This window comes from Catenulispora yoronensis, assembly GCF_039531695.1.
In the GTDB taxonomy this organism is placed as follows: domain Bacteria; phylum Actinomycetota; class Actinomycetes; order Streptomycetales; family Catenulisporaceae; genus Catenulispora; species Catenulispora yoronensis.
This window is the reverse complement of sequence record NZ_BAAAQN010000117.1, coordinates 1-11597: the sequence shown is the minus strand read 5'-3', so window position 1 is coordinate 11597 and position 11597 is coordinate 1. Positions and strand designations below refer to the sequence as shown.

General features: G+C 70.0%; 12 protein-coding genes and 3 pseudogenes. 9 read left to right on the top strand and 6 right to left on the bottom strand.

Features of this window, described 5'->3' with window-relative positions:
* The first annotated feature begins 326 nt into the window (after nt 1–326).
* Nucleotides 327–545, top strand: a complete 219-nt coding sequence (locus ABD481_RS45885) for a DUF1918 domain-containing protein (RefSeq protein WP_344672246.1) — start codon at nt 327–329, stop codon at nt 543–545.
* A gap of 483 nt (nt 546–1028) precedes the next feature.
* Here ABD481_RS45885 and ABD481_RS45880 read toward each other — a convergent pair whose 3' ends face one another.
* A complete protein-coding gene (locus tag ABD481_RS45880; RefSeq protein WP_344672245.1) occupies nt 1029–1577 on the bottom strand; it encodes a TetR/AcrR family transcriptional regulator in 549 nt (182 codons plus the stop codon).
* A 159-nt stretch (nt 1578–1736) separates the two neighbouring features.
* Entirely contained in the window at nt 1737–2645 is a 909-nt protein-coding gene (locus ABD481_RS45875) for an SDR family NAD(P)-dependent oxidoreductase (protein WP_344672244.1), read from the bottom strand.
* Nucleotides 2646–2739: 94 nt separating this feature from the next.
* Between ABD481_RS45875 and ABD481_RS45870 the strand changes: the two genes are divergently transcribed.
* Nucleotides 2740–3345: a TetR/AcrR family transcriptional regulator gene (locus ABD481_RS45870; protein WP_344672243.1), complete on the top strand. Its 606-nt coding sequence runs from the start codon at nt 2740–2742 to the stop codon at nt 3343–3345.
* 106 nt (nt 3346–3451) lie between these two features.
* On the opposite strand, the pseudogene ABD481_RS45865 reads toward ABD481_RS45870, so the two are convergent.
* Nucleotides 3452–4633: pseudogene (locus tag ABD481_RS45865) on the bottom strand (IS110 family RNA-guided transposase).
* On the opposite strand from ABD481_RS45865, the gene ABD481_RS45860 reads away from it, so the two are divergent.
* Nucleotides 4514–4801, top strand: coding sequence for a hypothetical protein (locus ABD481_RS45860; protein WP_344672247.1), 288 nt, complete (start codon nt 4514–4516; stop codon nt 4799–4801). The pseudogene ABD481_RS45865 and the gene ABD481_RS45860 overlap by 120 nt on opposite strands.
* Nucleotides 4802–5080: 279 nt before the next feature.
* Nucleotides 5081–6255, top strand: a pseudogene (chrA, locus tag ABD481_RS45855) (chromate efflux transporter).
* A gap of 281 nt (nt 6256–6536) precedes the next feature.
* On the opposite strand, the pseudogene ABD481_RS45850 reads toward chrA, so the two are convergent.
* Nucleotides 6537–6731: pseudogene (locus tag ABD481_RS45850) on the bottom strand (DUF2304 domain-containing protein).
* A 582-nt stretch (nt 6732–7313) separates the two neighbouring features.
* On the opposite strand from ABD481_RS45850, the gene ABD481_RS45845 reads away from it, so the two are divergent.
* Nucleotides 7314–7823, top strand: a complete 510-nt coding sequence (locus ABD481_RS45845) for an STAS domain-containing protein (protein WP_344672242.1) — start codon at nt 7314–7316, stop codon at nt 7821–7823.
* A 497-nt stretch (nt 7824–8320) separates the two neighbouring features.
* Here ABD481_RS45845 and ABD481_RS45840 read toward each other — a convergent pair whose 3' ends face one another.
* Nucleotides 8321–9016: an HSP18 transcriptional regulator gene (locus ABD481_RS45840; protein WP_344672241.1), complete on the bottom strand. Its 696-nt coding sequence runs from the start codon at nt 9014–9016 to the stop codon at nt 8321–8323.
* A 105-nt stretch (nt 9017–9121) separates the two neighbouring features.
* On the opposite strand from ABD481_RS45840, the gene ABD481_RS45835 reads away from it, so the two are divergent.
* The 4 genes from ABD481_RS45835 (at nt 9122) to ABD481_RS45820 (ending at nt 11011) form a co-directional block, all read left to right on the top strand.
* A complete protein-coding gene (locus ABD481_RS45835; protein WP_344672240.1) occupies nt 9122–9562 on the top strand; it encodes an Hsp20/alpha crystallin family protein in 441 nt (146 codons plus the stop codon).
* Nucleotides 9563–9674: 112 nt separating this feature from the next.
* A complete protein-coding gene (locus tag ABD481_RS45830) occupies nt 9675–10073 on the top strand; it encodes a J domain-containing protein (protein ID WP_344672239.1) in 399 nt (132 codons plus the stop codon).
* An 84-nt stretch (nt 10074–10157) separates the two neighbouring features.
* The gene (locus ABD481_RS45825) at nt 10158–10571 is read left to right on the top strand and encodes a DUF2267 domain-containing protein (RefSeq protein WP_344672238.1); all 414 of its coding nucleotides are present in this window, start codon (nt 10158–10160) and stop codon (nt 10569–10571) included.
* 38 nt (nt 10572–10609) lie between these two features.
* The gene (locus ABD481_RS45820; RefSeq protein WP_344672237.1) at nt 10610–11011 is read left to right on the top strand and encodes a hypothetical protein; all 402 of its coding nucleotides are present in this window, start codon (nt 10610–10612) and stop codon (nt 11009–11011) included.
* 218 nt (nt 11012–11229) lie between these two features.
* Here ABD481_RS45820 and ABD481_RS45815 read toward each other — a convergent pair.
* Nucleotides 11230–11597 (bottom strand): Lsr2 family DNA-binding protein (locus tag ABD481_RS45815; RefSeq protein ID WP_344672236.1); only part of this gene is annotated, 368 nt, incomplete at its 5' end.

Sequence of the window (11597 nt, the reverse complement as noted above, 5' to 3'; positions counted from 1 at the left end):
GACCCGCTAGCCCGATCCGGTGACACCCGCGACCGGTCGGCTGCCGCGCTCGGCGTAGGCCTGGGCCGATTGGCCCCCGGCGGCATGTGTGTCGCCGGCCCGGGGCCAGGCGCGAACGGCCATGAGCAGAGTGCGGCACGATCGCACCCGGTGGTCGACGCACTGCCCCGTGTCGCGCCTGCGGCTTCTGTGGCCGAGACGGTGGGGATGCAGGCGGGCTGGTATCCCTGAGCGATCATGACCGGGGCGTGGGTGGCTCGGGTTCGCCTGAGTCAATCTGGCCGTTCAGTCCGCGGCACGGCGGTTGTCGCTGCCATGCTGTTCCCATGAAGGCTCAGGCGGGTGACCGGCTGCGCTTCCGGAGCGCTGTGAGCGGCCATTGCGGCGCGGAGATCCTCATGGTGCGCGGGCGGGAGCACGGCGGCCCGCCGTATCCGGTGCGGTTCGACGGCGGGCGGGTGGCGCTGGTCGTGCCCAGGCCGGACGCCGTGCCCGAACCGGTACCGCTGGCCGAACTGGACGATGAAGCCGCGCCATCCAGGTAAGGAATGACGGGCCCGCCTACGGCCCTATCGCGCAGCCCGTGCCTGTCGTGGTCTCCCCCCTTCGCAAGCGGTCACGCCGACTCCGGACAGTCGTCGGCTCCCGGGCGAAGAGGTCGCCAACGATGAGGGTGGCCCTGGGCCTGCATCGTGGTCGACCAGGTCATCCGGTGGCGGGGTGCCGCCGATCGCGCTCGCGCGGGAGGCCGGCGTGGAGCCCGCATACCGGCCTGGGCCGGCGATGAGGCGGTCGTCCGAAAGCGCCAAGACGCCCGCCGCTGCGCACGTGTCTCTATCGTGAAAGTCAACTGTAGGTGCTCATTGATCTCTGCCACTTCTCGCGATCTTCGCCATTGGCTTGCCATTTCGGGCATTGCTGACGAAGAGTGCTGGCATTCCTCGGGCTGGTACTGGTCTGCGACGACCGGCGGTCACGTAGCCTACGAGAACCGGCTGGAACTCGCGGGGATGCTGCCGGCCGACAAGTCAGGCCTCGGCGACCATTTTGACGACCGCCACGGCGAATTCCGCACCCGCGCGCACCGCGGCCGTGTCACCGAGCGCTCCGCTGACGGCCATGCCGTCGCGGATGACGAGCAGGTAGTCGGCGGTGTGGTCGGGATCGGCGTGGTCGGCTTCGGTGAGCAGCGTCCGCATGTGGTCGCGGAGGAAGTCACGGTACTCGGCCACCACCGCGCGGACGGGGTGCGTCGGGTCGGTGAAATCGGCGGTGGCGTTCAGGAAGGCGCAGCCGCGGAAACCGGGGCTGCAACTCACGTCGCAGAGGAGGGTGAACGTCGCGCGGAGACGTTCGGCTCCCGTGCCTGCGACGCCCTCAAAGGCGTCGCGCTGGCGTTCGAACTCGTCGGTCAGGTAGGCGACGGCCAGGTCGTCCTTCGATGTGAAGTGGTGGTAGAAGGTCGCCTTCGCGACGTCGGCCTCGGCGATGATCCGGTCGATGCCCACGGTGTGGATGCCCTCGGCGTAGAACAGCCGGGTGGCGGTTTCCACCAGACGCGCGCGGGCTGTGCTCATGGCGCCGGCCTCGCGGGAGTGGATTTTCCCGTCGGCTCGCTCTGGACGGGCAATCCCCTGGTCCCGGCGGGTTCGGTACCGCCCGAGGCGTTGTGCCGCGCCCTTTTCCCCGGTTCGCACGGGTGCCGCGACTGGTTGTGTGACATCACGCGAATGCTCTCAGGTCGTGAATCGGCGGATGGCCTCGTTGGCGTTGTCCTGGAACGAGGTGTTGGCCAGGTCGGGGAAGATGTCCGCCTGGTCGACCAGGGGACCCTTGAGCTTGTTGGCCGCGCTGGCGTAGAACACGCCGCTGGACAGGGTCGGGTCGGTGACGCCGTCGACCAGTCGCTTCGCTCCGACCTCGAGCTTGTGGGAGATCCCCAGGGCGGGCATGACGTACTTGGCCGCGATGCGCAGCGGTAGGGCGATGTCGTTGGCGGCTTGGGTGCCGGTGGTGGCGCCGGGGCTCACGGTGATGAAGCGGCGGTCGGGGTGGTGGCGGGCCAGGTAGGCCATCCACAGGGCCCCGATGTACTTGGCCTGGCCGAAGGCGAGGTTGAAGTCAGCTTTTCTGCCGGTGAAGTAGCTGCCGTCGATGACGGTGGCGAGCTCGTCGGCGGAGGTTGAGACGAAGGACGGCCGTTCCATCCGCAGCTTCGGAAGCCCGCGGGCGGCCTCGCTTCCGGCGAGGACCGCGACCTCGCCGAGTCGCCCCTCGGCCAGGAGCCCTTCGAGCAGGACGGCGTGTCCCAGGACGTTCGTGGCGAACACGGTGCTGACCCCGTCGGCGGTCAAGGCCATCGACCGCGGGCCGATGACACCGGCGTTCATGACCAGCGCGTCGACGGATCCGTCGATGGCCGCCAAGCCGGCTCGGACCGATCCCAGATCGGCGACATCCATGACGACGATGTCGAAGATGTGCCGGCCGGTCGCGGCTTCGAGCTCGGCCTTTGCCGCTGTCGCCCGATCCAGGTTCCGGCATGCCAAGTAGATCCGCGCCGTTTGGGGACGCAAGGCTAGTTGCCGGGCCACGTCCTTGCCTATCCCGCCGTTGGCGCCCGTGACCATCACAGTCTTTCCCATCGGGGTCCCTCTCATCTTCACCTTAGTGAGTTGCATGACCCACTCTTGTCTAGCCGGACTGGGCTGTCAAACTCAGAATCGCTACCATGGGTGCATGGTCAACGAGACGAATGAGCGGCCACGGCTCACACGGAAGGGTGAACGCGTCCGGGCACGCATCGTGGAAGCGGCTGCCGCGCTGATCCACGAGCGCGGGGTCGCGGGAACCACCCTGGAAGACGTCAAGGTCGCGGCGGAGGTCAGTGGTTCGCAGCTCTACCACTACTTTCCCGACAAGAACGAGCTCGTTCAGGCGGTCGTCGGCTATCGAGCTGACACCGTCGTCAGCGGCCAGCGACAGGCGATTCTCGGCGGCGCGGTGGGATTTGAGGCCTGGCGAGACATGGTCGTGACCGGGGTGACGCGCGCCCAGGCGGGAGGCTGCCCACTCGGTTCGCTCGTCGGTCAACTCGCCGAGAGCGACCCCGAGGCCCGAGCCCTCATCGCCGCCGGACTCCAGCGGTGGTCAACCGCCATCAGCGAAGGACTCAGGCTGCTTCACGCCGACGGGAAGCTCGCGCCCGGCATCGACCCGGACGACCTCGCCACCACTGTGCTCGCCACCCTCCAAGGGGCACTTCTCCTCGCTCAGGTACAACGCAGCCCGCGCCCCTTCGAAACGGCGATCGACACCCTCCTCGCCCTTGCGATCAAGACTTGAGTCTCTGCCCGGCCAACGCTTCGAGCCTGACGAATTGAGTTCGAGCGGGGGCCACCTTGGAAACGCCGCCGCGACCTCCCCCGTGGATCGCGGCGGTTTCTGCTGGTCAAGCGGCGATTGGCCGGCTAACCAGGGTCAGCGGCATGGGAGGACGATAGGGAGTTCCGGTGCGGAGCATCGCGTGCAAGACGTCGATCCGTCGTCGGGTCAGGCACAGCATCGCGGTGGCTTGGCCCTTGCCCTCGGATCTCTTCTTGTCGTAGTAGACCCTTGACGCGCCTTCCCGTGTGAGCAGGGTCATGTTCGCTGAGAACAGCACGTCCTTAAGTCGTCGGTCGCCCTTCGTGCTGGCCCGCACCGTGTTGATGGACGTGCCCGAGCGCCGGACGACCGAGGCGGGGCCAGGCCCGCGTAGGACGCCAGGTGTCCGGCCATCGGGAACTCCGAGCCGTCGCCGATGATCGCGATCAGCCTGGCGGCGCAGCGCGAACCGATCCCCGGCATCGACGTGTAGATCTTCGCCGCCGGGTAGGCGTCGAGATAGGTCTCTATCTGCTTGAGCAGCGCGATGCGCTCAGCCATGATCTCGCGCATGCGAGCGGCCGGCGCCCCGATGACCCGGCCGAACGCATCAGTCCCTGGTACCTCTACCATTTGCGCAGCCAGCGCCGCCTGGATGTCGTCGACGAGCTTGCCGACCGTGGCGTGTGTGCGCCCTGGGGCGTGGAGGCGGCTGGCGAGCTCGACCGCCGATTTCTGGGCCAGAGCTGCCGGCGTCGGCGCGTTGGCCAGCAGATCCAGGACCGAGCCGGTCTTCAGCCGGGGCCCGAGCACGCGCTCGAGGGCGGGATGCACGTGCATCAGCGCCTGGCGCAGCCGGGCTGCCGGGCGGGTGTTCTCGGCGACCAGGTCGTCGTCGTAGCCGGCCGGCACTCCGAGAGCCACCCGCGCCTGCTCGCCGACGCCGACGGACCGCAGCGTGTGAGGCAGCGTCGGCGATGATGTAAGCGTCGCGCGGGTCCGTCTTGTCCCCGCCCGGGTGCACTTCGGCGAGTCGGCGCATTGTCAGCCCGGGTAGATACGCCACCTGCACGCCGGCGTCGCGAGCGACCGTGATCGGCAGCGCGCCGATTCCGGAGACCTGGTCGATCACCACGAGCACGGGGCCGTGAACGACGAGTTCGTTGAACAGCGACCGAAGCTCGCCCTCGTCATTGGTCAATGGTCGGTCGACGATCCTGCGTCCGTCGGCGGCCAGCGCGACCGCGTGGTGAGCAGACTTGCCCACGTCGATCCCGCAGAACACCGTGGCCTGCTCATCTTCTACAGCCTTGACGAACGCTCCCATCCTTACGCCTTCCCTCGCGCCGATCAACGACAGAACTCGCGGTCAGGTCGAATCGGACGACGGCGCCGGCAGCCACATTACGAGCGGTTGAGACACGTTCTCTATTAGCGGTCAGCCGCAGTCCTCCGGTCCCGGCGGCCACCACGTGTTTAGTCCATCGAGGGGCAGGGGGGACTGAGCCATACCGGGACCGGCGACCTTCAGCTCCAAGAGCCGGACTGATCTTACTGACCAGTCTCAGAGCCCTGCCTACGGTAATGGGGGGACGCAGTGGCGGGCGTCGCCTCACAGCAGAGCCCCACGCTGCGGCTGTCACGATGCTGGTGATGCTCGGGCCGCAGGCCGCTGATTCGGCCATGACCCGTTCGCCTGGATCATCTAGGGTGGCTGCCCGTGACCATCGACTCGCCCCTGACTCCGCAGGTGTCGCTGCGCACGATCGCCCGGGAGTGGGGCCGGATCGGCTGCATCGGCTTCGGCGGACCGCCGGCGCACATCGCGCTGCTGCGCAGGCTGTGTGTGGAGCGGCGGGCGTGGCTGACCGAGGCGGAGTTCGAGGACGGCATCGCCGCGACGAACCTGCTGCCCGGCCCGGCCTCCACCCAGCTGGCGATCTTCTGCGCGTGGCGGCTTCGAGGCCGGGTCGGTGCGCTGGACGGCGGGGTCTGCTTCATCGTGCCCGGCCTGGCGTTGATCCTGGGGTTGGCAGCGCTGTTCCTGGCCTCCAGCACCCCGCTGTGGATCAAAGGCGCGGCGGCCGGGGCCGGCGCCGCGGTCGCGGCCGTCGCGGTCCAGGCCGCGGCCGGGCTGATCCCTGCCAGCCGCAAGCGCGCCGGGACCGAGCGCGCCGCCCGGCTCCGCTGGACGGCCTACCTCGTGCTCGGCGGGATCGCCGCGTCTGTCACCGGCCGTGGCTGGTGCTCGTCCTGATCGGCTGCGGCGTGGCCGAGGTCCTGGTCAGGACCCGACCGCGGATCAGTGTCCTGCCCGGTCTGGTGCCGGTCGTCGCGGCTCCGGCTGCCGTCGGCGGACTGGCCGCGCTGGCATGGGTGGCGCTGAAGGTCGGAGCGCTGTCCTACGGCGGCGGGTTCGTCATCATCCCGCTGATGCAGCACGACGCCGTCCACACCTACCACTGGATGAGCGGCGCCCAGTTCCTGGACGCCGTCGCCCTGGGCCAGATCACCCCGGGGCCGGTCGTGCAGACCGTCGCCGTCGTCGGCTACGCCGCCGCCGGAGTCTGGGGCGGGCTGCCGGCCGCCGCGGTCGTCTTCACCCCGTCGTTCCTGTTCATCCTGCTCGGCGGACGCCACTTCGACCGCCTGCGGCACGACGTGCGGGTCCAGGCGTTCCTGTCCGGGGCAGGGCCCGCCGCCATCGGCGCGATCGCCGGGGCCGCGATCCCGCTGGGCCTGACGCTGACCCACTGGTGGCAGGCCGCGATCCTGGCCGCCGCCGCCCTCTCGCTGGTGGTCCTTCGCCGCGACGCCGTCAGCGCACTGCTCGCAGCCGCGGCACTCGGAGTCGTCGCCGCGCTGGCCGGGGCCCCGATCGGCACCTGATCCGCCTGGCCGGCAGCCCAGCCCGAACGACCGAACTCCGCTGGTGCCGGCAGACACGTGGATCAGGGCAGACTCCTAAGGGCTCCAGCAGCGCCCTGCGACTCGATCAGAACCGCGGGGACGCCGGTGCACGCCACGACGGGCAGGACACCGACCCGGCGACAGGCCAGACCCGGCGTCGCCGCCGCACGCCATTCGCCCGCGGAGCGCCTCCTGCCCTCGTGCCTCCCGGACTCCGTGTCGTGCATCGGCGGGCCCGTGCCCGACGCCCTCGCGGTGCGTCACACCCTGATGTCGCTGATCAGCGCAGCCACTGAGGCGGTGCTCTGCCGGATGCCCGGGGCGATCGAGGTGGAGGCCAGGTAGAACCCCAGCAGCGCGCACACGACCGCGTGTCACGTCTTCAGGCCGCCCTTTCGGCACAGCAGCAGCACGATGACGCCCAGCAGAAGCACGCCTGATACGGACACAACCATGGCCGGTGCCTCCTCACGATGCTCTCCATCCATCCCCTGCCAGGGAAGTTAGCCCTCTGCGATCAGCACCGCCACCGCAGACAGGCCTGGGCCGCCGCGAAATCACCCGGAACGCGTACGGGACGCCGGGCAACACGCACGATGCCGTTGCGGCCCCGGCCGATCTCGGGTCCCGGGAACGAACCGCGCGCGCCCGACACGGGGTTCCGGCCAGCGGCGAAGGCCTGGCATGCAGGTCTGGCCGGACCTGGCCGATACCGGCACCCCACCCGCCGCGTTGGCGGCGTTTCGCCCTTTGACCTGATGGTTCGCGGTGTTCGCGGCCGTGGCCGGTCGACGTGTCGCATCCGGCGCGACCGGGCCGGCCTCCCTGGCGGGTCGGTCGGGAGGCGTATCGGCACGGTGGTCTCGACGAGGACCGGCGCGGGCGGTACTGTTGCCGCGCAAGGCTTCACCCGAAACAGTGACACCCCCGGCAGCACGGCCGTTTCCGGAAGAAAAGGCCCGTACCCCGCGCGTGTGCATGTGTGGCCCGGACACCGGCGACGCATGGCTCGTGCTGTGTTGACTGGAGGTTCGGCGGTGACTGTTTTCCCCAATCGTCAGGTACTCGCCCGCCCGGTCCCGTCGGCGTTCGGGCACACCCGGACCCACGGGCCGGGCAGACAACTCACTCTGGCCGTCGGGCCCTTCCGCGACGGCGCGGTCCTGGCCTTGTCCGGGGAACTGGACGTGGCCGTGGCCGCCGGGTTCGACGCCGACGTCAACGCGGCCGTCGCCCAGGGTATGGTCCGCCTGGTCCTGGATCTGTCGGACCTGGACTTCTGCGACTGCTGCGGCCTGTCCGCTCTCGTGCGGGCACGCCGGTTGGCACTGGAGCGGCACGGCTGGGTACGGCTCGCCCGCGTTCCGCCGCGCCTGACACGGATCATCCGGATCGCCGGACTCGGCAGTGCCTTCCCCTGCTACCCCAGCGTGGACGACGCCTTCGACAACACCCAGCGCCCGATACGGACATCGACCCGCGCCCGGCTCGCCGGGGGGAGCGCACTCCGGGTCCAGCGCCCCGATAGCGGGGCCAAGCCGCTGTAACGGGACCACATGGCCTGCTCCCGCGGCCTGTCGGCCAACAACGGTTCGGTCCAATGCTCCACCATCCGTAGTAGATGACGAACATCCAGGATCTTCCTGTTGCGCTGTGACGGCTCGTCGTCATGTTCCGGCGGTCGGCGACGGCTCAAGCCGGGGGTTTCGTCACGCGCTGCGCCGTCCGATTCCAGCCGAGCCCTCATGCAGCGACCCGCCCATCACGGATGTCGGGCCGGTCAGCTCGTCCCGGCAGGCGTGACCGAGCCGGCGAGGATTTTGCTCGCCAGCTCGGTACAGGCGCCCGGGGGTGCGTAGTCCAAGCCGCGACACGACGTCAGGAGGGTGTCGTGCCACGCATCCGTCCTGTCACATCCATCCGTCGCCTGGGGCTGCACTCGACCGGTGCGACACCCGTGGGCGTTTCATCGTTCTTCTCAGCGATTCCGTCGACCATCCAGGGAACGGGCGGAACCGGAATCGGAGGCAGGTCCGGTGCGGAACTAGTCTGCGGCGTGCCGGCGGCGCAGGGTTTCCCGGCGAAGCTCATCGGCGTGATCTTCGACGGCGTCCAACTGCGCGGCCAGGGCCGGGTGCCCGGCTTCCAGGTGGGGTCTGGCTTCGGCCAGGGGCTTGATCAGATCGGCGGCGTCGTCGGTGCCGAGGGCGTCGCGCAGCGCGGCCAGGTCGCCGGCCGCGCCGCGGGGCAGGTCGGTCAGGGCGCTGATCTGCCCGGCCAGCTGGCGCAGCCCGGCGGCGTTGTCCCGGGCCCAGTCCCGGGCCGCGCGGTCGCCGGCGCGTTTGTCGCGCTCGGCGGTCACCCGCTGCTCCCCGGTGCTCGTCCCGGCGTCGGCCGAGGGGCGAAGCCGCAGGTAGCGGCGCTCGGCGGCCTGCCGGCTGGCCACCCCCAGGGCCGGGGCCAGATCCGCCCAGCTGGTGCCCAGCTGCCGGGCCGCGTCGATCAGCTCGGGCTCCCAGCCGGCCATCTCGGTGCGCAGCTCGCGCAGCAGCATCAGCGCGGACAGCACCTGCGGACCGGTCAGCGGGCCGCCCGTGGACGCTGTCGCCGACGTGGCGGGCTGCCGAGCCGCCGTGACCGCCCCCAGCACCGTCCCCAGTGCGGCGCCGACCGCCTGCTCCCGTATCGCACGAAGCTCCCCGGGGGTCAGCCCTGGGGCGTTGACCTGGCCGTTCATCATGTCACCCTTTCGCCGACATGGAGGCTTGTCATCGTTCCGATGACATGTTACAACAGATGCCGAGGGAGCCGACACCCCGTCGGCCCACACACTGGAGGTGACCCCATGTTGATGCGCACCGACCCGTTCCGTGACCTGGACCGCATCGCCGCCCAGCTGCTCGGGACCACCGCCGCGGGCACCTGGACCCGCCCGAACCCGATGCCGCTGGACGCCTGGCGCTCCGGCGACGAGTTCGTGGTCTGCTTCGACCTGCCCGGCGTGTCCCTGGACGCCATCGACATCGACATCGAGCGCAACGTCCTGACCGTCAAGGCCGAGCGCCGCCCCACCGGCTCCGGCGACGACGTCGAGGTGCAGGTCTCCGAGCGGCCCCTGGGCGTGTTCTCCCGCCAGCTGTTCCTCGGCGACACCCTGGACACCGAGCACATCAAGGCCGACTACGACGCCGGCGTGCTCACCCTGCGCATCCCGGTCGCCGAGAAGGCCAAGCCCCGCAAGATCCAGATCGCCACGGCCGACGACCGCCAGGCGATCAACGCCTGACGGCCGGACCCGCACGGCCGCCGCGCCCCCGCCACGACGAGCAACCCGACTCCTTCTCGGGCGCCGAGGGCAGCGGCGGCCCGCCGGGCCACGCCCAGCACGAGTCCACGCGATGACACAGCCGCATCCCCACCCCGGCGGGCCGGACCTGTACGCGACCCTGGGCATCGACCCGGACGCCACCGCCGGCCAGGTGACCCGGGCCTTCCGCGCCCGGGTCCGCCGACTGCACCCTGACACCACACACGACGCCGGCACCGGCAGTTCCGGGTCCGCAGACCTGGACGCGCTCCTGGCCGCCTGGCACGTCCTGCACGACCCGGCCCGCCGGGCCGCGTACGACCGCAGCCGCACCCCCACCCGCCCGAAACCCACGGCGACACCACCCCCACCGGCAGCCGGAGGACCACCGGGCACCGCCCCGCCCGCCGACCGCCCGGGGACCGGCGCCCTGTTGTGGATCGGGCCGACGGTCTGGACCGAACACCACCAGCCCCGCGCGGATCCCTGACCGGGCCGCTCACCGGCCCCGGGCCCGGCCCGGTGAGCGGCCCACCCCGCGCCAAAGCCGGAACCCGCAGGAAGGGGAAGATGAATGGCCATGCGCTGGGAGGCGTTCCTGACCGCCGTCCAGGACCGGGGCGCCTACCGTGAACCGCACGAAGCCGAGCGCGCGTCCCGGGTGGTGCTGGCCCTGCTGGGCGCCCACCTGGTCGGCACGGTACGGGCCGAGTTGGCAGCCCGGCTCCCGGAGACGTTCGCCCTGATCCTGCTCAACCCGCTGCAATCGGTCGAACCGCTGAACGCCGAACGGTTCGTGCGCGCCACCGCCGCCTGGATCGACGGCGCCACCGAAGCCACCGCACTGTGGGACGTCGGCGCGGTCCTGTCCGTGGTCGCCGACGTGGCCGGCCCCGATCTGACGAACCAAGTGCTCACGCAACTGCCCGCCGACTGGCCGCCGCTGTTCGGCCGCCCGGACCACACCGACGACGGCACCCTGCCCTGAGCCGACCCCCGGAACCGAACGACTCCCGCACCGCACCCATGACCCTCGCCACGCTCACAGCCCCCGCCTCGGGCACCGGACACCACCTGCTTCAGCCCGCGCTCGACACAGCAGCCGCAGCCTCCCGCGACGCCCACGAAGCCGCCCGCGCCCTCACCGACACCGTGCTCGCCTGCCAGATACTGCCCGCCGAGGTATACCAATACGCACCGGACCTCGCACAACCCACCGCCGCCCTCACCGCCGCCACCGGCGCACTGGCCACCGCAGCCGCCCGCGCCAGCGCCGACCCGACACAAGAACGGCTGTACGCCCTGCACCGGGCCACCGCCGATCTGACCGCCGCCACAACCACCGTGCAGACCGCGACCTCGATGCTGCGAAACGCCGCCTCCTGGATCGCCCAACCCACCGATCTTCCCGCCGCACAACCACGCTGATCCCTGCCGCTCCACCTGGCGACAAGCATCCTCAACGAGGAAACCTGAGCGCATCCGGCACGCCAACCGCGTGCCGGAGACTCATAGAACGGGCCGCAGGCCAGCCAAGTCTCAGCTTCTCCGGCTTCCCGTATTTTGCTGGTTCAACGGTAGTAAGAACGATCCGACAGCTTTCGGGGGCCGCCATGTGGCGGCCCCCGAAAGGGTCTTCAACCTGTTCAGGACTTCTGGCTATTCGCCGTGGCATCCTGCCAGGCTTTGACGACTGCATCGGGCAAGCGGCCGCGGTCAGCCACTTGCATGCCACGGCCGCTTGCCCAGTTGCGAACAGCAGCTGGATCGCCAAGGACTCGACTTGAAGTGCTCTCGACGCTAATCTCAGAGGTGAATCGGAACGCATTTCTTGGTGTTATGGAGCAATTCCCCCCTCGGACACTGGAATTACGCACATATTCTCCGCCGGATCGGGGCTCGCTACCCGGTCCGGTTATTTTTTGTACTTCGACACGCACGGACTTGGTGCCGACGTTGTAGTCGAGTCGGAGTCCCAGCCGGTCGTAGATCCTCATCTTGTCTTCCGGATCGG

Excerpts from the sequence above, each read along its gene's own strand:
- ABD481_RS45885 (WP_344672246.1), top strand. The coding sequence starts at position 327 with ATGAAGGCTCAGGCGGGTGACCGGCTGCGCTTCCGGAGCGCTGTGAGC.
- ABD481_RS45880 (WP_344672245.1), bottom strand. The coding sequence starts at position 1,577 with ATGAGCACAGCCCGCGCGCGTCTGGTGGAAACCGCCACCCGGCTGTTC.
- ABD481_RS45875 (WP_344672244.1), bottom strand. The coding sequence starts at position 2,645 with ATGGGAAAGACTGTGATGGTCACGGGCGCCAACGGCGGGATAGGCAAG.
- ABD481_RS45870 (WP_344672243.1), top strand. The coding sequence starts at position 2,740 with ATGGTCAACGAGACGAATGAGCGGCCACGGCTCACACGGAAGGGTGAA.
- ABD481_RS45840 (WP_344672241.1), bottom strand. The coding sequence starts at position 9,016 with ATGATGAACGGCCAGGTCAACGCCCCAGGGCTGACCCCCGGGGAGCTT.
- ABD481_RS45835 (WP_344672240.1), top strand. The coding sequence starts at position 9,122 with ATGTTGATGCGCACCGACCCGTTCCGTGACCTGGACCGCATCGCCGCC.
- ABD481_RS45830 (WP_344672239.1), top strand. The coding sequence starts at position 9,675 with ATGACACAGCCGCATCCCCACCCCGGCGGGCCGGACCTGTACGCGACC.
- ABD481_RS45825 (WP_344672238.1), top strand. The coding sequence starts at position 10,158 with ATGGCCATGCGCTGGGAGGCGTTCCTGACCGCCGTCCAGGACCGGGGC.
- ABD481_RS45820 (WP_344672237.1), top strand. The coding sequence starts at position 10,610 with ATGACCCTCGCCACGCTCACAGCCCCCGCCTCGGGCACCGGACACCAC.